A 20,668-nucleotide genomic window follows, 5' to 3' on the forward strand; every position below is an offset into this window, starting at 1 on the left:
GAAGAAGATATGGGAAAAGTGTTCATCAACCGTTGTTCGATCAGTAATAAGGAGGAAAAGGATATGAAGCGTGCAGGGTTAGTAAGTATTATCTTGTTTATCGGAATTTCACTTTCTTTTGCCAATTGCGCGTACGCCGAAAGAAGCAGCGTTGTTGTTTCCGGTGAGGATAAAGACAGTGAAAGGGCGTTCCTTGGTATCTATATGTCAGATATCTCAGAAGAAACCGTCGAAGATGAAGGATATCCCTACAGCAAGGGTGTTCTCATCAAGGATGTAATCGATGACAGTCCGGCAGAGGAAGCCGGATTGAAAAGCGATGATATTATCTATATTTTTGACGGCATCAAGGTAGATGATACAAAGGGGCTTTCCCGCATGGTGAGTGAAAAAAACCCTGGTGACAGAGTTGAGATTGTTTTTTTCAGAGGGGGAGACAGAAAAAGGGTTGATGTCGAGCTTACAAGCAAGAAGCATAATTCTTACACCGTTGACTACGACTGGGATGAATATGCTGAGAAGATGGGAAAGATGGGCAAGCGAATCGGCAGGTCTGTAGGCGGCGTTATAGACAAGTATTTTAGGGGAAGCAGCATTGAAGGTCTTGAGCTCTCTGATCTGGATAAGGATATGGCCCATTATTTTGACGTGGATGAAGATGAAGGTATTCTAGTAACTGGTGTTAAAGAAGGGAGTTCGGCGGATAAAGCTGGTATTAAGAGTGGCGATATCATAGTTGGGATAAAGGGTAAAGAGATAGAGTCTGGTAAAGAGATAGAGTCTCTCGAAGAATATCACAAAGTCCTTAGAGATTGCAGAGAAGAGTTCAAACTGATTATCCTTCGCCGCGGGGAGAAAAAAGAATTTCATTTCACACCCGAAGACCTCGGCGACCACAATTGCTTTAGGATTCCAGAAAAAAAGATTTACAAACTTGAAGTCCCCGATGGCGAACGAAAATTTCGCATAATAACAAAAGAGTGTATGGATTTTGAAGATAAGCTTAAAGACCTTGAATCTTTAAATGAAGAAATTGTTATCCTCAAGGAGAAAACAGAGAAATCTTTGCGAAAGAATCTAGAGGATATTGAAAAGAGGATCAAAGATATTGAGAACCGTCTGAAAGAACTTGAGGATTAAGAGAATTAATATCAACCCCCCCCCACAGGGCTCGCCGTATAAAGCGGGCCCTGTTTTTTTACCTAAAATATTACTTTATCCCCGGTTGAAAACCCTTTGACAGTAGGGGCAGAGTAGTCTATTGTTTAGTCTGTCTAAAATCAGATATGTATTGATCCTTTTGAAACCAGCTTTAAATCGGGGAGTATAAAATGGATGAAATGGAAAATAATGACGCGCCTCAAGGAGTTGAAATACAGACTCAGAACGGCGGCCTGCTTGCCTCTATCGGAGATATCTTCCTTGAGCCAAATAAAGTCTTCAAGCGGATAGATGCCGGACTTCAGTGGTGGAAGGCTTTTATTGTTTTAGGGGTAATTCAGATTATTATCGGATGGTTCAGCCTGCCCATTCAGCGTCACGTATTATCTCTTAATGAAAGAGGATTTAACGAAGAACAGTTGAGCAGGGCGTTACAGAATATGGATAAATTCGGTCCTTACGGTTTAATATTAGCTCCGGTAGGGATACTTGTTATTTATCTAATCTACGCCTGGATAGTTAATATAGGGGTTAATCTGCTCAGCGCGCGTTCAGATTACAGGAAATCATTGAGCCTTGTGACTTTTACCGGTTTTATTGCCATTGTTGAACAGATTATCAGCGTGATTATTATAAGGTCAAGAGGGCTTGAGGCTATTGAATCGTCAGAGGGGGCCAGAATTTCTCTAAGCTTAGCTGCTTTATTCCCGGACCTGGAAGGATTCTGGGCTGCTTTTCTTGAGAGCCTGAGTGTTTTTGGTATCTGGTATTATTTTGTTTTGACACTTGGAATAGCAGCTATTTTCAGAATAGAGATAAAAAAATCGGTAATTCCCGTTGTTATTCTCTGGATAATTACGATGTTATTTTTATATTTAAGTAAGGTGCTTGGTAGTATCGGATAATTTGATCAGGCAGGTCAAAACAGGACCGGTCAAATTGTTGTTCTAATCCGGCGCTGATTACTGATTATTAATACAGAAATCCATAGTTAATTATTGTAAGAATTGGAGGTTATCTTTGAAGAAATACAATATCAATGAATTAAGGAATGTTTCATTTGTCGGTCATCAATCATCGGGGAAGACCTCTTTATGTGAAGCAGTTCTTTATAATGAGGGTGTTATTAACAGAATGGGTAAGGTTGAAGAAGGCAACACTGTGATGGATTCAGATCCGGAAGAGATTAAGAGAAAAATTTCGGTTTCTTCTAATATTACCGCGGTTGATCATAACGGGAAAAAGATAAACCTTATTGATACTCCGGGTTACGATGATTTTATAGGTCAGATGATAGCCGCGCTGAAGGTTGTCGAAGGGGTGGTTGTTGTACTCAGCGCCGAGCATGGCGTCGAAGCTGGAACAGAAAAGGCCTGGGGTTATCTGGAGAAGAACAACCTTCCGAGAATAGTATGTGTAAACAAAATGGATAAAGAGCATGCCGATTTCAAAAAATGTGTAAATGAAGCGCATGAGGAGCTAGGCAAGAAAGTTATGCCTATTCTGCTTCCGATTGGGCAGGGCGGGGAATTCAAAGGTGTTGTAAATATATTGAATAAGAAGGCTTATGTATATTCTAAGGACTCGACAGGAAATTTCAAGGAAGAGGATGTTCCTGACGAGATGTCTGATGAGGTCGAGAAGTGGAGAGAGAAACTTCAGGATTTTGCTGCTGAATCAGATGATTCTCTCCTTGAGAAGTTTCTTGAATCCGGCGAGCTGAGCGATGAAGAACTAGTCCGAGGATTAAGAGCGGGTTGTAATCAGGGAACTCTCGCGCCTATGGTTGTTACTTCAGCAACTGACAATATTGGGGTTAAACAGCTTGTTGATTTGATCATAGAAATGCTGCCCTCGCCTCAGTGGCGAAGTGAAATAGAGGTGAAAACTCCTTCTTCAGATGATATAAAAACGGTAAAAGCTGATGAGGATTCGCCTGTTATATCTTTTGTTTTTAAATCTTTCTCAGAGAAAGATATCGGTGATTTGTCCTACCTTAAGGTCTTCTCGGGAGAAGTCGCGGGGAGCCAGGATTTGTACAACGCGAACGAGGAATCCTCTGAACGGATAGGCCAGCTGTTTTTTATGAATGGCAAGAAAAAAGTGGATACCGATTCTATCCCGACCGGTGATATTGGCGCGGCTGTGAAACTAAAATCAGCAAAGGTAAATACTACAATTTGCGACAAGAGTGACCCGGTTCTGGTTCCCGAAATTGAGTGTCCTTCTCCTTCGATACGAACCGGGATTGTGCCGAAAGTGAAGGGAGAAATGGACAAGGTTGGTATGGGACTGAACAAACTGGCCGAAGAAGACATAAGCTTCACTATCGAGAGCAACCAGCAGTTAAGACAGACTATACTTTCCGGGCAGGGTGAACAGCATTTTGACGTAATACTAAGCAGATTGAAGGAAAGATATAATGTGGATGTGGAGATGGTTCCTCCGAAAGTTGAGTATCTTGAGACAATCTCCGCTTCAGCCTCGGCAAGGGGGAAACATAAGAAACAAAGCGGCGGAAGAGGTCAGTATGGTGATGTCTACTTGAAACTTGAGCCCCGCTCCCGAGGTGAAGGTTTTGAGTTTGCCAATGAAGTAGTGGGAGGTAATGTGCCGACAAAGCACATTCCAGCTGTTGAAAAGGGGATTATAGAAGCTATGGAAGCCGGAGTATTAGCGGGGTATAAAATCGTTGATCTGAGAGCGACCCTCTATGACGGATCGTATCACAGCGTGGATTCTTCAGACGCGGCTTTCAAGGCCGCGGGAAAAAAAGGTTTTAAATTAGCTATGAAAGAAGCCAAGCCGGTTCTTTTAGAGCCCATAATGGAAATTGAAGTATTTGTTCCTGAAGAACATATGGGTGATGTGATGGGTGATCTCTCAATGAGAAGAGGTAAAATTCAGGGAACTGTACAGGAACAAGGGCGGCAGAAGATTACGGCCCATGTACCACTCGCTGACTTATACAGATATTCTACTTCCCTTCGGTCCATGACTCAGGGCAGAGCCAGCCACACAAGAAAATTTTCTCATTATGAAACTGTTCCGCATGATCAGGCTCAGAAGGTAATAGCTCAGTCAGAGATGGAGAATGAAGAGAGTGATTAATAACTTTGCGGGAGGCATTCGGTGTCCGGACATTCTAAATGGAGTACAATAAAGAGGAAAAAGGGGAAAGCTGACGCTCAAAGAGCGAAGATCTTTACAAAAATAATAAGGGAGATCGTAGTTGCCGCCAAGGAAGGCGGGGGAGACGAGGATTCAAACCCAGCTCTTAGAACTGCCATCCAAAACGCCAATGACAATAATATGCCGAAGCATAATATTGAAAAGGCGGTAAAGAGAGGTACCGGAGAACTTCCCGGAGTAACATATGAAGCTTGCGCGTTTGAAGGGTATGCGCCGGGGGGAGTGGCCGTTTTTGTGACATGTCTCTCTGACAATAAAAATAGAACAAGCGCTGAAGTAAGGCATCTCTTTACAAAATACGGCGGTCACCTCGGGGAACCCCATTCCGTATCTTATCTGTTCAAGAAGAAAGGGGTGATCGTGATCGATAAATCCCAGGCTGATGAAGAGCGGATATATGAAATTGCCCTCGAAAACGGAGCTGAAGATATTGAATCAAATGAGGACGTTTATGAATTAATATCTCCCGTGGAGAATTTCGAAAAACTTCATAAAGAAATTGTTAAAGAAGGAATAGAATGTCAGGAGGCCGCGATTTCCCTGATACCAAACACTACTGTTGAGCTGGACAGAAACCATGCCGTCAGTGTATTGAAATTAATCAATTCCCTGGAGGATCAGGATGATGTGCAGAGGGTAAGCGCGAATTTTGATATTCCTGATGAAATCCTAAGTGAAGTTGAAGAAGAAATCTGACAAATAGATTTGACCGGGTATTGTCTGCCAACCCAGAAGCATTTAAGGCGGTTGAGTTGCTTGATAGGAGTTAAATTGTGCCCATAACAGTTGGCATTGATCCCGGAAGCTACGTGACCGGATACGGTCTGCTGGAAAAGCGGGGACGTGAAATTGTATGTCTGGGTTCGGGTATTATTAGAGTAAAGAGAAAAACTCCTCGTCCCGAACGGCTTTTGATGGTGAAGAATGGTCTGGATAAAATCCTCCGTAAATTTGATCCTGACGACGTTGCCGTAGAAGGTATTTTTATGTCGAGAAATGTTAAAAGTGTTTTTTCTCTAGCTGAAGTCAGGGGTGTGATCTTACTCTCAGCCGTACAGGCCGGCAAGAATATTTTTGAGTATTCACCCAGAGAAGTTAAGTGCGGTGTTGTTGGAACGGGAGCAGCCACGAAGAGACAGGTTGCCGCGATGGTTGATAAATTATTAAAGCTCAAACATAAACCTGAGACGGCGGATGAAACGGATGCAATAGCGATAGCCTTCTGTCATATATTAAGAATTTCCAGCAAACTGGGAGGACTGATTTGATAGCAACCCTTGAAGGGATATTAACCGCGAAGAAAGAAGCGAGTGTTATCATTGAAACCGGCGGTGTGGGGCTGGAGCTCTTCGTTCCTTCGAGAACTTTGAGGAAGCTGGGACCTAAAGGCGAAACTGTATCTTTCTCTACATATATGCATGTCCGTGAAGACGCGATTGTACTCTATGGATTCGCCGGCGAAGAGGATAAATCGATTTTTCTTTCCCTGCTCGGTGTAAGCGGAGTAGGCCCAAAGGTGGCTATGGGTATTGTCTCGGCGAGCACTGCTTCAGAACTTGCCGGTTTTATATGCAGGGAGAAGGCTTCCGCCCTGACCGCTTTTCCGGGAATTGGAAAGAAAACGGCTCAAAGAATCATTCTGGAGCTGAAAGATAAGATCGATGCGAGAGAATACGGTGCGGATTCCCGGGCAAGCGCTGTTACCGAGGATGATGATATGGTAGAAGAAGTAACAGCCGCTCTGTGTTCTCTGGGATTTACAAGAGTTTCCGCTCAAAAGGCAATTAACAGTCTCTCATCCGAAGATATTTCCAATTTACCGGGAGTTGAAGATATTGTAAGAGAGCTGCTTAGAAGAAGCTTATAGGACTAAATGGGGTGATTTGTTTTTGACTGAAAATGGACTTACAGATTCTTCAGTGACACCTGAAGATAGAAGAGTAGAATCGATGCTCAGGCCGGAAACTCTTTCCGAGTTTGTCGGTCAGAAGCAATTGAAAGAAAATATTGCCGTATTTATCGAGGCCGCAAGGCAGAGAGATGAACAGCTGGATCATGTTCTGCTATACGGTCCCCCGGGACTTGGTAAAACAACACTGGCTCATATCATCGCAAAAGAACTCAGGGTGAATATCAATGTTTCATCAGGACCTGTTTTCCAGAAGCCCGCCGAGTTGATAGCTATCCTTACCCAGCTCGAGCGGAAAGATGTGTTGTTTATAGACGAGGTTCACAGGTTAAACACTATAGTCGAAGAGCATCTTTATCCCGCGATGGAAGATTTTAAATGCGAACTGGTTGTTGATAAAGGACCTCACGCCAGATATTATTCACTTTCCATAGAGCCTTTTACGATTGTCGGAGCAACTACCCGGGCGGGCATGATAACTTCTCCAATGAGAAGCAGATTCGGAATCGTAGCAAGACTGGACTATTATTCCACGAAGGATTTATTATCTATAGCTAAGCGGTCGGCGCGTGTTATGGAAATCAGTATCGATGATGAAGGCGCGGCCGAAATAGCCCGCCGTTCACGAGGTACTCCGAGAATAACAAATAGGCTTCTGAGAAGGGTAAGAGATTTCTCGCAGGTAGAGGGCACCGGTCGTATTGATAAAGATATTGTGGAATACGGACTGAATAAACTTAAGATAGATAACCTGGGCTTGAATGAAATGGACAGAAATATTCTCGAAATTATCACTAAAAAGTTTTCCGGGGGGCCGGTTGGTATTAATTCCATAGCCGTAGCGGTATCTGAAGAAGTCGATACAATAGAGGATATATATGAACCATTCCTGATTCAGAAGGGATTTCTGCAGAGAACGTCAAGAGGGCGTGTAATTACCGAAGCTGGAATAAAACATCTCGGGCTTGACCGGGCGGGGCGGGATGGGAAACAAGGCGACATATTCAGTGATTAATCAGTTTATATGTAGAAGATAATAGAATGAAACTAAGTGATTTTGATTACAATTTACCCAACGAGCTTATTGCGCAGTATCCTTCCCAAAGCCGCGAAGAGAGCAGATTGATTATATTCGGCAGGAGACACGGAGGTATTAGAGAAACCCGTTTCGCTAATATTGCGAGGTATCTGCGGGTCGGTGACCTTCTGGTGATTAATGATTCAGAAGTAATCCCCGCTCGAATATACGGTAGAAAGCCAACGGGGGCGCGTGTTGAAATATTCTTGATCAGACAGACCGGTAAAAAAGCCTGGACTGCTCTGGTTAAGCCCTCGAAGCGTATCAAGGAAGGTGACCGGATACTTGTGGGGGAGGACGGGGATTCGGTTGTGATAGTAAGGGAAGTGGGAGGGGGGGAATGGGAAATAAAACTATTGGTAGAAACCTCCGAATGGGAATTTATTGAGAGATACGGTTTGATGCCGCTTCCTCCTTATATAAAAAGGGAGAGTGAGGAGATTGACAGAAGACGTTACCAAACTGTCTACGCTTCTAATAAGGGGTCTGTCGCGGCGCCGACGGCGGGGCTTCACTTTACGGACGAACTTTTACAAAAGATCAAATGGAAGGGTTGTTCTGTTCTGCCTTTGACTCTTCATGTGGGGCCGGGGACTTTCAGGCCGTTGAGGAACGAGGTCGTTGAGGAAAACGAATTATCATATGAATATATTAAAATAAGAAAGAAAGTCTGGAATGAAATAAAACAGGCTAAGAAGGATAAGCGCAGGGTAATTGCCGTTGGTACTACCACTACGAGGGTTCTGGAATCTCTCGCGGCGGGAGTAATTGAAGATAGAACGGAAGATGAAAAAGACGGAGAGATCTGGATAACCGGCGGCACGAGACTGTTTATATCTCCCGGGTTCAAATTCAGAATCACAGACGCTCTTATTACGAATCTGCATTTACCGCGATCGAGCCTCTTCGTGCTTGTCTCAGCTTTCGCGGGCAGGAAAAATATGCTTTATGCTTACGATTGGGCCGCTAAAAGAGGTATTCGCTTTTATAGTTATGGTGACGTGATGTTTATCCAGTAAAGGGGATTTAAAGGGTGTCCTTCAGTTTTAAATTGTTGAATACGGATAATGGGGCGAGGAGGGGGTATATAGAAACAGACCATGGAGGGATAGATACTCCCGTGTTTATGCCGGTTGGCACTCTTGGTACTGTAAAGACCCTTTCGCCGGCGGATCTGCGTGCGATTGGCGCGGATATAATTCTTGCCAACACATATCATCTTCATTTGAGACCGGGCGAGGATATAATATCCGCCGGGGGCGGTATCGGGAAGTTTATGTCCTGGAACAGGCCGGTTTTGACCGATAGCGGCGGGTATCAGGTTTTCAGTCTCGCTGATTTAAACCGTATCAGCGACGAAGGAGTAGAATTTCAATCCCATATAGACGGATCAAGACACATGTTCACGCCGGAAAGGGTAGTGGATATACAGCTTGATATAGGAGCGGATATTATTATGGTATTAGACCAGTGTGTTGAATATCCGTGCGGAAGGGAAAGGGCGGAAGACGCCCTGGAACGGACTACTCTCTGGGCCCGAAAAAGTATCGAGCATATAAGTTCCGCAGGTATTGTTGATGACAGCCGTCCGGCGCTTTTCGGTATTGTGCAGGGATCTGTCTTTCCCGATTTGAGAGAGCGGTCTGTGAGTGAAATAACAGCCCTTGATTTTCCGGGATACGCGATAGGAGGATTGTCTGTTGGCGAACCAAAGAATGAATTACTTGATATTACCCGGTTAGTTGCTGATATTCTTCCTGTAGAGAAACCGAGGTATCTAATGGGAGTTGGTTTTCCTGAAGACCTCGTTGAGGCAATTGCCCGAGGAGTGGATATGTTTGATTGTGTTATGCCTACGCGAAACGCCAGGAATGGAACGGTATTTACATCGACCGGCAAAGTCGTCCTTAAAAACGCTGCTAACAAGGATGATTTCGGTCCGCTAGACCCGGAATGCCAGTGTGAGGTGTGCAGGAATTATTCGCGCAGCTATCTCAGGCACCTCTTTATGGCGGGCGAATTGTTGGGTCCGCGCCTTTCCACATACCATAATCTTTATTTTTACTTGAATTTGCTTGCCGAAATAAGGCAATCTATTGAAGAAGGTTCTTTCCTCCAGTGGAGGGAGGAATTTTATAATAAGAAAGATAATCACTAGTTATACTTTAAAAAGGGAGGAATGATGTCCTATCTGATGTTCTTGTACAGTGCTGGCGCGGGAGGAAGTGAAGGCGGCGGATCTCTTTTGGTAAATCTTCTGCCAATTGTAGCCATCTTCGTAATTTTTTACTTCATCCTTATCAGACCTCAGCAGAAGAAGCAGAAAGAACACAGGGATATGGTCTCGAAGCTAAGCAGAGGCGACAGGATAGTTACCAATGGAGGGCTTCATGGAAAAGTAGTCGATGTTAAAGATCATATTATCGTCATAAAAATTTCAGATGACGTAAAGGTGGAGCTTGTTAAAACTGCCGTTGCTACTGTATTGGAGAAGAAGGAAGAATAACCCAGAATATAACCCCCTGTCTTATAAGTAGTCGAGATAAGGAGGGCAAATTCATGAAATCTATGGAAATAAAAACATACGGCGCTGAGGTATTAAGAACCAGAGCCGAGGCTGTAGTGGACTTTGGTCTTGAACTTGAAGATTTTGCCGGAAGAATGAAAAGCATAATGATTTCCGAGCGGGGTGTCGGTCTTGCCGCTCCGCAGGTTGGTATATGTAAAAGGATAATTGTTTTTTATACTGATCCTGAGAATTCACCTAAGATTCAAGCAATGGTTAATCCGGAGATAATCGCTTCTTCCGATGAATCTGAGAAGATGGAGGAGGGCTGCCTCAGTATCCCTGATATAAGGGGGGATGTTCAGAGGGCATTGGAAGTGGAGGTTAAGTATCAGACATTAGAGGGGAAAGAACAAAGATGCAGGTTTTATAACCTTCCGGCCAGAATAATCCAGCATGAGGTTGATCATATTAATAAGATACTGTTTATAGATCACCTTTCTTTTGCCAAGAAAGCTATGATCCGGGGTAAATTGAGGAAACTTTCCCGGAAAAGCGCCAGTAAGGGATAAAATGGTTGTTTTTTTCGGTTCACCTGATTTCTCTCTTCCAACACTGGAACGGCTTCTGAGGTCCGATTACAGACCGGCGCTTGTTGTAACTCAACCGGACAGAGTATCCGGAAGAGGGAAGAAACTCGTTTCAACTCCGGTAAAGAGGTTGGCTGAAGAGAACGATGTTCCGGTAAGGGCTATAAGCAGTTTTAATGACAGTGATATTAAGAATGATCTTGTCGGTCTGAAGCCTGATTTTTTTGTTGTAGTCGCGTTTGGGTTGATATTTCCCGAAAGTGTTCTTGAGATGCCCTCGAGGGGGTGTGTGAATCTCCACGCTTCTCTGCTTCCTTCTTACAGGGGAGCGAGTCCTATTAACAGAGCTGTTGTAAACGGGGATTCTTTTACAGGAGTAACAACTATCTCGATGGAGAAAAAAGTTGACGCGGGGCCTGTTTATCTTCAGGAAGTTGTAGGAATTGACCCTGAGGAAACAGCTGGTGAGCTTTTTGACAGACTTGCCGGCGCGGGCGCGTCCTTGCTTATTGATACTCTTTCCGGAATAGATGCCGGCAGGATAGAACCTGTGCCCCAGAGGGAGGAAGGGAAAAGTTTTGCCCCCCCGCTTAAGAAAATAGACGGGCTTATACCCTGGGATAAAGACGCTATAAAAGTCTACAATCATATAAGAGGGATGAATCCCTGGCCCGGCAGTTTCTCGTACTTCCGTGGTAAGTACATAAAAGTAAAAGATGCCTGGCCCTGTGATTTGATTAAGAGGCCTTGCCCCCCGGGGACTGTTCTTCAGTGTTCAGATCGGCTCGTTGTCTCTTGCGGAAAGGGAGCTCTCGAGATAAAGAAACTCCAGATAGAAGGAAGACGGTCTCTGGAAGCTGAGCCCTGCTTAAGGGGGTTTGACATGAAGAGAGGGGAAAGATTCCGCGGACCTGAGTGAACAAATTTATTATAATTATTATACCGGCGGAAAGATCGAGGGAAGTTTTTATCAGATGAGTAAGCAAAGAGAAAAAGGATTATTCAGAAAAATATTATTCTACAGTTTCGCGGTTGTTGCAGCTTTTCTGGTCGGAATAATAGTTTTTAATTCGTTCATCAAGCCTAAACTTGTTGGCAGAAGGGATGTAGTGCTGATTCCTGAAGTCAGAGGGCTTTCTGTGGAATCTGCAAGATCGAAGTGCAGAGATTCCGGATACAGAATCAAGATAACAGCGAAAGAACATTCACCGAGTGTGTCTGAAGGGACTGTTATAAGTCAGGTTCCCGGGCCGGGCGAAGGCTTAAAGGAAAGAAGGACGATTCAGGTAGTAGTGAGCAAAGGGCGGGAAATGACTGTTGTGCCTGATCTTGAAGGCCAGTCCCTGAGGCAGGCATGGCTCACATTGCAGGGAGCGGGCATAAGAAGAGGTAAAGTATCCAGGATTTTTTCTTATCAAGACAGCAGGAATTCTGTTATCGCATCTTCTCCAAGCACCGGATCTGAAGTTCCTGTTGGATCACAGGTTGATCTGCTGTTAATGATATATGGGATTCCAAGGACCTTTCTCATGCCCGATCTTGTTGGGATGGATATGCCTTTTGTAAAGGATAGACTGGAAAGATCCGGGTTCGAGATAGGACGTGTTACCAACCGGAGGGCGAAAGCGGATTTTCCGGACGCGATTCTTGCTCAAAAGCCGCCCGCGGGTTCGTTTATAAAAGAAGGGGAAACTGTTGAAATCACTGTATCAACTGTTAAATGATAAGGGCGGTGTTGCCGTAGCGCCGTCTATTCTTGCAGCTGACTTCAGCGTTCTGGAAAGTGAAATACGCCGTGTTGAGGAAGCGGGCGCTGATTTTCTTCATATTGATGTTATGGATGGTCATTTTGTTCCCAATATCACATTTGGTCCCATGATTGTTACGGCGATATCAAAACTCGCGACCGTTCCGATTTTAACACACCTGATGATAACGGATCCCGAAAAATATATAGAGCGCTTTATAAAAGCGGGAAGCAGTGCGGTTACGTTCCATTTCGAAGTTTTAGAGTCCGGTCACCGGGAAGTTGTCAAGATGATACGGGATCTTGGTTGCCGGGCAGGTCTGGCAGTAAATCCTGACACCCCTTTCTCCGCTTTCAAACACCTGCTTGACTGTGTTGATCTCCTGCTCGTTATGACTGTTTATCCGGGTTTTGGGGGGAAAGGTCTTATTGATGAAGTTCTTGTAAAATTAAAGGAAGTGTCGGATTACAGAGAAAAAAGCGGCTTGCGCTATGTAATTGAAGTTGACGGAGGGATAAAAGGTTCCAATGCCGCCTCTGTAAGGGAAAACGGGGGGCAGATCCTCGTAGCTGGAACCGCCATTTTTAAAAGTAAAGATTATAATACATCAATACTGTCTATCAGGGGATAATATATACCTTTCACCTGTTTGATTTATACTTGCTAACAGAATATAATCCTGTTATTTTAGCTATTTACAGCACTGATAGGAGAACGGTTTGTTTCAGAGTTTGACCGATAAGTTTGCGCGTGTTTTCAAGCAGTTGCGAGGACGCGGCAAAATAAGAGAGAAAGATATTCAGGAAGCGATGAAGCAGGTTCGAAGAGCCCTTCTTGAAGCTGACGTTAACTATAAAGTTGTCAAAGAGTTAGTTAAACGAGTGGGAGAAAGATCGCTGGGACGAAAGGTGCTTGACAGTCTTACTCCCGATCAGCAGATAATCAAGATTGTGCGCGAAGAACTTGTAAGAGTCTTAGGCGGTGAAGTCTCTTCTTTTCATTTGTCCGGAGCCCCCGCGTGCGTGATGGTTTGCGGACTTCAGGGGGCGGGTAAAACCAGTTTTACAGCCAAACTCGGGGCTTCTTTGAAAAAAAAGGGAAGAAAAATTCTACTTGTTGCAGCCGATATTCACCGTCCTGCCGCTGTGGAGCAGATTCGTGTCCTTGCAGAGCAGACCGGAATTCCCGTTTACGCTCCGGGAGTGGATATTCCGGCTGAAAAGATTGCCGGAGACGCCGTAAAGAAAGCGAAAAAGGAACTGTTTGATACTCTGATTGTCGATACGGCAGGCAGACTTCATATTGACAGAGAGATGATGAATGAACTCAAAGCTGTAAAGAATGTTTTAAAACCCACAGAAACGCTGCTGGTACTTGACAGCATGGCCGGGCAGGAAGCCGTTAATGTGGCCGGAGAGTTTAAAAGAGAAATTGATTTCACCGGTATTGTGTTGAGCAAATTGGATGGAGACGCCCGAGGCGGAGCCGCTCTTTCTGTTAAGGCTGTTACAGGCGTGCCAGTTAAATTTGTTACTGTGGGGGAGAAAGTAGCGGATCTGGAAAGGTTTTATCCTGACAGGATGGCCGGCAGAATACTTGGAATGGGTGATATTCTGTCCCTGGCCGAAAAAGCTCAGGAGGCTATGGATGAGAAAAAGGCGGAGGAGCTGGAACGTAAATTCAGGAAGAACGCTTTTACCCTGGAGGATTTCCTCGACCAACTTCAGGGTCTTAAAAAGATGGGTTCTATTGAACAGCTTGCCGCCATGGTTCCGGGTATGAAGTGTGGAGTATCGCCGGACGATATTGATGAGAACCGGATAAAAAGGATAGAGGCAATAATAAACTCGATGACCCTGGAAGAAAGACGTTCGGCTGACATCATAAATGGATCACGTCGAAAAAGAATTGCCGAGGGCAGTGGAAGCAGCCCGAGAGAAGTCAATAGTTTGTTGAAACAATTCGCTCAGATGAAAAAAATGGTAAAACGTTTTTCAAAGTTGACAAAAGGAGGGAATCCCTTAGGGTTTCCCTTGAACTAATTTTTTCAGTTTTAATGGAGGTTGGATTTGTCTGTAAAGATAAGATTGAAAAGGATGGGCAAGAAAAAGAAGCCTTTCTATCGTTTTGTGGCCGCTGATTCAAGAAGAGCCAGAGACGGACGGTTCATAGAAATGTTGGGATATTATGATCCAATGACCGAGCCGGAAGATATAAATATTGATTATGACAAAGTTTATAGCTGGCTCGATAAAGGCGCTCAATGTTCTGAGAATGTATCGAGTTTGTTCAAGCGAATAGGGGTTTTCGAAAAATGGAGACTTCTCAAAGAGGGTGTTAAGATCACCGAACTTGATAGTGTGATCGAGGAGAGAAGAAAAAAACAACCCCGCAAAAAGCCTAAAACAGAAAAGATAGAGAAAGTTGAAGCAAAGCCCGCTGAAGAAAAAGCGGAAGAAAAGGCGCAAGTAGAAGAATCCCCGGAAGCTGAAAAGAAGGAAGAATCGGCCCCTGAGGGGAAAGCGGAGGAAAAGGCGCAAGTAGAAGAATCCCCGGAAGCTGAAAAGAAGGAAGAATCGGCCGCTGAGGGGAAAAAGGAAGAAAAGAACGAAAAGGAAAATGTGAAGAAGAAGGTTGAGGAGAAAGAAAGCAAAGATGAGAAAACTGATTCCTCAGATGAATCCGATAAATCTTCTGAAGAGGAAACAAAAGAGGATTAATCTCTTTCTTCCCTGAACAATTTTGATAGGATCTTTTTAAAAGGAAGATGAAGTGTTATGAGTGTTGATAATATTAAAACCATGGTTCATGATCTTGCGGCTATGCTTGTGGATGAACCAAAGGAAATATCGATAACTGAAGAGAAACGGAATAATGCCGTTATTGTTGTTATTTCCGTGGCGAAGGATGATGTCGGTAAGATTATTGGAAAGAATGGCCAAACTGCCAAGGCTCTCAGGGCTCTGGTAAATGCCGCGTCCACGCGCATGGGGAAAAAGGTACTTCTGGAGATAAGAGAATAAGAGAGTATGGGACGGCTGTAATGGAAGAATTCGCGAATCTTGGAGATATCGTTAATACAGTTGGGTTAAGAGGTGAAATAAAGCTTTTGCCGGGACCTGATTTCTGGCCGGGCGCTCTTAAATTTGGAAAACTGTATCTGGTTACCGATATATTTCGCAGATCGGTAAATGTCGAGAAATTCAGGAAAAAGGGCGGGACATATGTGATTAAGCTGGATTTTCTTCAGTCCATAGAAGATGCGGAAACGGCGGTTGGCAAAAGACTCGAATTAGCAATGGAAGAACTCGATTCAGAGTCTTATCCGGACCAGACACTTCTAAGCCGGACGTTAGGTAAAAGAATATTTATGAAGAATGGCGATTTATTGGGAATTGTTGTCAACTTCTTAAGCTCCGGAGGACAGGATCGGCTTATAGTAGAAGGGGAAAAGAATTATATTATTCCTTTTGTCTCCGGTATTGTAACAGACGTAGATTATAAAAACGATAAAATCGAGATTGATCCTCCTGAAGGATTGCTTGAACTTGAATGGTAAAATGAAATTATGATTAATGTGTTCTTTATAACAATATTCCCCGAGATGTTCGAAGGTGTCCTGAATACGGGGGTTTTCAAAATAGCATCCAAAGAAGGCCTGGCCGACTATACTGTTGTGAACCTGAGGGATTATGCCGTCGATAAGCACGGTTCTGTTGATGACTATCCCTACGGAGGCGGTCCCGGAATGATTCTTATGGTTCCACCCATTGTCGAAGCAGTAGAGGATGCTGTGAGCGGGAACGATTCAAATGATACCGCTGTTGTCCTGCTATCACCTTACGGAAGGGTCCACAATCAGGAAACAGCAAGCAGACTGGCCGGAAAGAAGAAGGTTATTTTTATATGCGGCCGTTATAAAGGGTTGGATGAACGTGTCAGCGAACTCGTTGTAACTGACAGAATATCAATCGGTAATTTTATCCTCAGTGGAGGAGAATTGCCGGCAATGATCGTTGCCGATACAGTAATACGATATATCCCGGGTGTTTTGGGTGACGCTATGTCGAGGGATACCGATTCATTCTCTTCCCTTGAGGGAGAAGATTTTATAGATAGCGCTTATTATACAAGACCGCCGGAATACAGGGGGCTTCAGGTTCCCGAAGTACTACTTTCGGGTAATCATAAAAGAATAAGAGAATGGAGAGAACAATCCGCCAGAGATAGAACGGCACGTTACCGCGAAAAATTCAGAAAAAAGGTATAAATGATAATTTGATATTGATTTTCACCTGAAAAGTATAATAAATATCAAAAAATTAGGTTTTTTATTTTTTAGGATAATTAGTTTGAACTTGATAAATGATAAGGAGGAAGAATGGATATATTAAACCATATATCTGCCGGACAGATGAGAGATGAATTGCCGGAGTTTAAAGTTGGCGATACAATCAGCCTGAAAATCAAAGTTAGAGAAGGCGACAGTATTAGAAACCAGAAGTTTCAGGGCATAGTTATACAGCGCCGCGGAGCCGGTGGGAGTGCGACTTTTACTGTGCGTAAAGTAAGTCAGGGGATAGGTGTCGAGCGCGTATTTCCTCTTCATTCACCTAACCTGACATCTTTGGAGGTTATACGAAGAGGGCACGTTAAGAGGTCAAAGCTTTACTATCTCCGTGATTTGAGAGGAAAAGCAGCTAGAGTGAAGGAAAAGAAGAAGTAAGAAATGAGTAATAACCCCGGCGGCAGCAGTTCCTTTAATGAATTATCTTTGTTTGACAAAGATATAAAACGCGGTGTTCGGGGTACCATGGCTGGGGTGGATGAAGCTGGACGCGGAGCTCTGGCGGGTCCTGTAGTGGCCGCGGCTCTTGTGTGTGATTTTCATGAAGACTTATTTGATGTAAGAGACAGCAAACTCCTGAAGGAAAACAGGAGAGAAGAGCTTTATGAATTGATAATCGACAGGTGCGAGTGCTTTAATGTCGGGATAGTGAAACCTGAGGTAATTGACAGGGTAAATATACTTAACGCTACATTAAAGGCGATGAAAGAAGCAGTTGAGGGGTTGACGATATCTCCTCAATTTGTGATCGTCGACGGCCGGGATACACCTGATATCGAAATTCGAGCTCAGGCAATTCCGGGAGGTGACGGGAAGAGTTTTGTTATAGCTGCCGCGTCTATAGTGGCGAAAGTTACGCGTGACAGAATTATGAGAGAGTTTGGGCTAATATATCCCGAATATAAATTTTTAAATAACAAAGGGTACGGGACAAAAGAACACAGAACTGTACTTAAAGAAAAGGGTTTTACAAAGATTCACAGAAAGAGTTTCAAATGTTCGATTTGATTTGTGTGGAGGTGATTATGACGGCGGGAAGAATCAATGACGGAGTTTTAGGTGAAAAGATCGCGGCGGATTATCTGAAACTTAGAGGGTATGAAATCCTTGAAAGAAATTACAGGGCCCGACACCTAGAGATTGATTTGATAGCAAGAGATAATAACTGCCTTGTGTTTATAGAAGTGAAGACAAGGAAAAATTTCACTTACGGAAGGGCAATAGAATCTTTACCTTACTGGAAAGTCTTAAATATCAGAAAAGCCGCGCTGAATTATATCACGAAGGAAGAAAAGAGTACGGGTATTTGCAAGTTCAGACTGGATTTTGTCGCTATTGATGTTGAGTTCTCATGCGATAAAATGGTTTTACAGCATCTTAAAGATGTGGCCTAGAAATAACTTGATTTAGTTAATATCCGTTTCTATTTTAGTATTGAGGATAGTTGATAATCAATAAGGAGGACTTCGCGTGAAAGTAAAAGGATTTTCCATTCTAATTTGTTGTTTTATGCTTGTTCTTGCGGGATGTAAAGCTGCAAATCTTGTAAAGAAAGATATCCCCATACAGGACATGGATTATCTGGAGGATAAATATAAAGGCAGGACTGCATGGACAAAAACCTATTTTGTCGATATCGGGCAAAATGGTGTTCTAGAGCAGGATACAAAGGTGGAGATCGTCGAGCTTGACATGCACTGGAGTGGAGCTATTGGTGTTAGAGCGCCTAATAATCACAAATACAGACACGCTTTAGAGTTGGAAAGACCAATTACAAAGGAAAGCTACGAGAAAGCTATTAACGAACTCTTATGGTTCGATAAACCAACGAAAAGATATAGGGAGAATCTGTGGCAGTATGGTAAAGAGATTGCCGAAGCGATCTTTAATCATCAGCTCTTAGAAGGTATGAGCGAGGAGGCCGCGCTTGAATCATGGGGGCCTCCCGATGAGATTGTCAAAGAGAGTCAGACATCAGAGGATAACGCGGTTCAGTGGGTTTACATAGATCCCCGTGATAAACTGAATAAATCTACAATAATTTTTGTTAACGGCAGGGTAAGCGAGTGGAGTGAATAGTTTAAGGCTTTTCCGCGAGGGAAATTCGTCTTCCTTTAATATTAATGAAAGCCCCCGCGCGAAACGTGGAGCCGGATTATTCTGAAAACTCAAACAAATTATGAGCCCGCGATTCTTTTCAGAACCATCCTCTCACCATTTCAGCAGGGACTCTACTAAAAGTATACCTAAATATTCTTATTCTGTCAAACACGGAAAACATTTATTGTTTACTTTTTTCGTGTTTATCTTATAAATTTTATTTTTCAACATGTTTCTTCTCATATCAAATAATTAATAGCGCGTTTTGAAGAAATAGAAATTTTACTTTATAGAGCCGGCAGAAGTATTAACTGTCAAGAGTGCTGACGTTGAATATCTTAGAAACGTGAAAAATAGTCACCGGCAATCTTTTTGGCTTTTCCTGAAAGAACAAGAATAGCTATGAGGTTTGGTATCGCCATAAGCCCAAGGGCGGTATCTCCGAAAGCCCAAACCAATTCAAGAGAGAATATCGCTCCCAGAAAGTGAATTACACAGAATATTATTCTATAAGGCAAGATGGCCTTTGTTCCGAATAGATACTCTACACTTCTGTCTCCGTAATATGACCATGAAATAGCTGTTGAAAGAGCGAATAAAAAGACGGCGATTGTAACGATATAATTGCCGCCACCAAAGAGGGGAGACATTCCCTTTTTAAACGCCCAGGCTGTAAGGGGAGATCCGTTTTGAAGAGCCTTGCCCGTCAGTTGAATTTCGTGGCCGTCGATAATCGCCTCGCTGCTGTCGATGAAATGAATAGCACCGCCGGCTTTCTTTTCGATTAATCCGTTGAATTCATTGTTCCCCTTTAAGAGCAGGGGAGAATCGATTGTGCTGTTGTTTCTGACAAAAATAACCCCTTCAGCCTTTCCGTCAGTTACTTTGTAATAGCCCTCATCTGCTATATCCTTTTCCAGAATGATGCCGTCAGGGTGAATCTTGCCGCTGTCTTTCATTATAGTAATCTGAGATTGTTCAACAAATGGAATCGTTTCGAGCATTTTGTCTTTCCACACTCCGAGAGTTACAATTGTAAGACCGGTTAGAGTACAAACCAGAATTGTATCAATATAAGGTCCCAGCATAGCTACAAGCCCCTCGCGGGCGGGTTCGCTGGTCTTAGCCGCAGCGTGAGCTATAGGAGCGCTTCCCTGCCCCGCTTCGTTGGAGAATATCCCGCGCTTTACTCCCCATATAAGCATGAACATAAAGCTTGAACCGAAGAAACCGCCAACACCGGCCTTTGCGTTGAACGCGTCGTAAAAAATTGTCGTAAATGCCCCCGGAATACTTCCGGCGTGCATAAATAGGATAATAATGGCTCCGGTAAAATACATAGTCGCCATAAATGGAACAAGCTTGCTAGCGACTTTTCCGATTCGCCGAATTCCCCCTATGATAACCAGCCCTATTAATGTAGCCATTACAGAGCCGGTAATCCATGTTGGTATTCCAAAATCACTTCTAAAGGAGTCCGCTACGGTAAAGGCCTGTACGCTGTTACCACTTCCAAATGATGAAATAACAGCGCACACGGCGAAGATAATCGCCAGGAATTTCCATTTGCCGCCCATACCCTTTTCAATGTAGTACATAGGCCCGCCGGAGACTACACCGTCGGGGTTTACCTTCCTGAAATGTGTGCTCAAAGTACATTCAGTGAATTTTGATGCTGTACCCAGGATGGCTGTAACCCACATCCAGAATAACGCTCCCGGCCCGCCGTAGTGGATTGCGGTTGCCACACCGGCGATATTGCCTATGCCAATCGTTGCTGAGAGCGCTGCCGAGAGGGCCTGAAAATGGTTTATCTCACCGGAATCTTCGGGATTGTCGTATTTTCCGGCTATTACCTTGAGGCTGTGTCTGATCTTACGCACCTGAATAAAGCGCATTCGTATTGTCAAAAAGATACCGGTTCCGAGCAATAGAACAAGAAAGTATGGGAAAGAACTTGGAAATTCCCAGATATACCGGTATATGATATCAATGAAACCTTTGACCGCGTCCATATTTTATACCCCTTATTCTGT

24 protein-coding genes are annotated in these 20,668 nt (G+C 43.7%); 23 read left to right on the plus strand and 1 reads right to left on the minus strand.

The window, feature by feature from the left end:
• Nucleotides 1-63: 63 nt before the first annotated feature.
• From U5O15_10815 to U5O15_10925, 23 genes are all read left to right on the plus strand, one after another.
• The gene (locus U5O15_10815) at nt 64-1,140 is read left to right on the plus strand and encodes a PDZ domain-containing protein (protein ID MDZ7861131.1); all 1,077 of its coding nucleotides are present in this window, start codon (nt 64-66) and stop codon (nt 1,138-1,140) included.
• Between the two features lie 191 nt (nt 1,141-1,331).
• Nucleotides 1,332-2,066, plus strand: a complete 735-nt coding sequence (locus U5O15_10820) for a YIP1 family protein (protein MDZ7861132.1) — start codon at nt 1,332-1,334, stop codon at nt 2,064-2,066.
• Between the two features lie 115 nt (nt 2,067-2,181).
• Nucleotides 2,182-4,272 (plus strand): elongation factor G, encoded by a 2,091-nt coding sequence (gene fusA / locus U5O15_10825; protein MDZ7861133.1) that lies wholly within the window; start codon nt 2,182-2,184, stop codon nt 4,270-4,272.
• 21 nt (nt 4,273-4,293) lie between these two features.
• Nucleotides 4,294-5,049, plus strand: coding sequence for a YebC/PmpR family DNA-binding transcriptional regulator (locus tag U5O15_10830; GenBank protein MDZ7861134.1), 756 nt, complete (start codon nt 4,294-4,296; stop codon nt 5,047-5,049).
• Between the two features lie 77 nt (nt 5,050-5,126).
• On the plus strand, nt 5,127-5,621 hold the full coding sequence (gene ruvC / locus U5O15_10835; protein MDZ7861135.1) for a crossover junction endodeoxyribonuclease RuvC: 495 nt from the start codon (nt 5,127-5,129) through the stop codon (nt 5,619-5,621).
• Nucleotides 5,618-6,220 (plus strand): Holliday junction branch migration protein RuvA, encoded by a 603-nt coding sequence (ruvA, locus tag U5O15_10840; GenBank protein ID MDZ7861136.1) that lies wholly within the window; start codon nt 5,618-5,620, stop codon nt 6,218-6,220. Before ruvC ends, ruvA begins: the two co-directional genes overlap by 4 nt.
• A gap of 22 nt (nt 6,221-6,242) precedes the next feature.
• Complete coding sequence (ruvB, locus tag U5O15_10845) at nt 6,243-7,277, plus strand: Holliday junction branch migration DNA helicase RuvB (GenBank protein MDZ7861137.1); 1,035 nt, start codon at nt 6,243-6,245, stop codon at nt 7,275-7,277.
• 26 nt (nt 7,278-7,303) lie between these two features.
• The gene (gene queA / locus U5O15_10850) at nt 7,304-8,359 is read left to right on the plus strand and encodes a tRNA preQ1(34) S-adenosylmethionine ribosyltransferase-isomerase QueA (GenBank protein ID MDZ7861138.1); all 1,056 of its coding nucleotides are present in this window, start codon (nt 7,304-7,306) and stop codon (nt 8,357-8,359) included.
• 35 nt (nt 8,360-8,394) lie between these two features.
• On the plus strand, nt 8,395-9,498 hold the full coding sequence (gene tgt, locus U5O15_10855; protein ID MDZ7861139.1) for a tRNA guanosine(34) transglycosylase Tgt: 1,104 nt from the start codon (nt 8,395-8,397) through the stop codon (nt 9,496-9,498).
• Between the two features lie 24 nt (nt 9,499-9,522).
• Nucleotides 9,523-9,846, plus strand: a complete 324-nt coding sequence (yajC, locus tag U5O15_10860; GenBank protein MDZ7861140.1) for a preprotein translocase subunit YajC — start codon at nt 9,523-9,525, stop codon at nt 9,844-9,846.
• 53 nt (nt 9,847-9,899) lie between these two features.
• Nucleotides 9,900-10,418 carry a peptide deformylase gene (gene def / locus U5O15_10865; GenBank protein ID MDZ7861141.1) on the plus strand — a complete coding sequence of 173 codons (519 nt, stop codon included), beginning with the start codon at nt 9,900-9,902 and terminating at the stop codon, nt 10,416-10,418.
• Nucleotide 10,419: 1 nt separating this feature from the next.
• Nucleotides 10,420-11,355, plus strand: a complete 936-nt coding sequence (gene fmt, locus U5O15_10870) for a methionyl-tRNA formyltransferase (protein ID MDZ7861142.1) — start codon at nt 10,420-10,422, stop codon at nt 11,353-11,355.
• 55 nt (nt 11,356-11,410) lie between these two features.
• Nucleotides 11,411-12,160, plus strand: a complete 750-nt coding sequence (locus tag U5O15_10875; protein MDZ7861143.1) for a PASTA domain-containing protein — start codon at nt 11,411-11,413, stop codon at nt 12,158-12,160.
• On the plus strand, nt 12,132-12,815 hold the full coding sequence (gene rpe, locus U5O15_10880; protein MDZ7861144.1) for a ribulose-phosphate 3-epimerase: 684 nt from the start codon (nt 12,132-12,134) through the stop codon (nt 12,813-12,815). The genes U5O15_10875 and rpe overlap by 29 nt, the downstream gene beginning before the upstream one ends.
• Nucleotides 12,816-12,903: 88 nt before the next feature.
• Nucleotides 12,904-14,226 carry a signal recognition particle protein gene (gene ffh / locus U5O15_10885; GenBank protein ID MDZ7861145.1) on the plus strand — a complete coding sequence of 441 codons (1,323 nt, stop codon included), beginning with the start codon at nt 12,904-12,906 and terminating at the stop codon, nt 14,224-14,226.
• Nucleotides 14,227-14,253: 27 nt separating this feature from the next.
• Entirely contained in the window at nt 14,254-14,904 is a 651-nt protein-coding gene (rpsP, locus tag U5O15_10890; protein MDZ7861146.1) for a 30S ribosomal protein S16, read from the plus strand.
• A 57-nt stretch (nt 14,905-14,961) separates the two neighbouring features.
• Nucleotides 14,962-15,207, plus strand: coding sequence for a KH domain-containing protein (locus U5O15_10895; GenBank protein ID MDZ7861147.1), 246 nt, complete (start codon nt 14,962-14,964; stop codon nt 15,205-15,207).
• A 20-nt stretch (nt 15,208-15,227) separates the two neighbouring features.
• Nucleotides 15,228-15,743 carry a ribosome maturation factor RimM gene (rimM, locus tag U5O15_10900; protein MDZ7861148.1) on the plus strand — a complete coding sequence of 172 codons (516 nt, stop codon included), beginning with the start codon at nt 15,228-15,230 and terminating at the stop codon, nt 15,741-15,743.
• Between the two features lie 9 nt (nt 15,744-15,752).
• Complete coding sequence (gene trmD / locus U5O15_10905) at nt 15,753-16,454, plus strand: tRNA (guanosine(37)-N1)-methyltransferase TrmD (protein ID MDZ7861149.1); 702 nt, start codon at nt 15,753-15,755, stop codon at nt 16,452-16,454.
• A 111-nt stretch (nt 16,455-16,565) separates the two neighbouring features.
• On the plus strand, nt 16,566-16,910 hold the full coding sequence (gene rplS, locus U5O15_10910; GenBank protein ID MDZ7861150.1) for a 50S ribosomal protein L19: 345 nt from the start codon (nt 16,566-16,568) through the stop codon (nt 16,908-16,910).
• Nucleotides 16,911-16,913: 3 nt separating this feature from the next.
• Nucleotides 16,914-17,540 (plus strand): ribonuclease HII, encoded by a 627-nt coding sequence (locus tag U5O15_10915; GenBank protein ID MDZ7861151.1) that lies wholly within the window; start codon nt 16,914-16,916, stop codon nt 17,538-17,540.
• Nucleotides 17,528-17,926, plus strand: coding sequence for a YraN family protein (locus U5O15_10920; protein MDZ7861152.1), 399 nt, complete (start codon nt 17,528-17,530; stop codon nt 17,924-17,926). Before U5O15_10915 ends, U5O15_10920 begins: the two co-directional genes overlap by 13 nt.
• 76 nt (nt 17,927-18,002) lie before the next feature.
• On the plus strand, nt 18,003-18,611 hold the full coding sequence (locus U5O15_10925; protein MDZ7861153.1) for a hypothetical protein: 609 nt from the start codon (nt 18,003-18,005) through the stop codon (nt 18,609-18,611).
• A 359-nt stretch (nt 18,612-18,970) separates the two neighbouring features.
• Here the strand turns inward: U5O15_10925 and U5O15_10930 are convergent, their stop codons facing one another.
• Nucleotides 18,971-20,647: a sodium:alanine symporter family protein gene (locus U5O15_10930; protein MDZ7861154.1), complete on the minus strand. Its 1,677-nt coding sequence runs from the start codon at nt 20,645-20,647 to the stop codon at nt 18,971-18,973.
• Nucleotides 20,648-20,668: the final 21 nt, after the last annotated feature.

This window comes from Candidatus Krumholzibacteriota bacterium (genome assembly GCA_034520215.1).
In the GTDB taxonomy this organism is placed as follows: domain Bacteria; phylum Krumholzibacteriota; class Krumholzibacteriia; order Krumholzibacteriales; family WJIX01; genus JAGHBT01.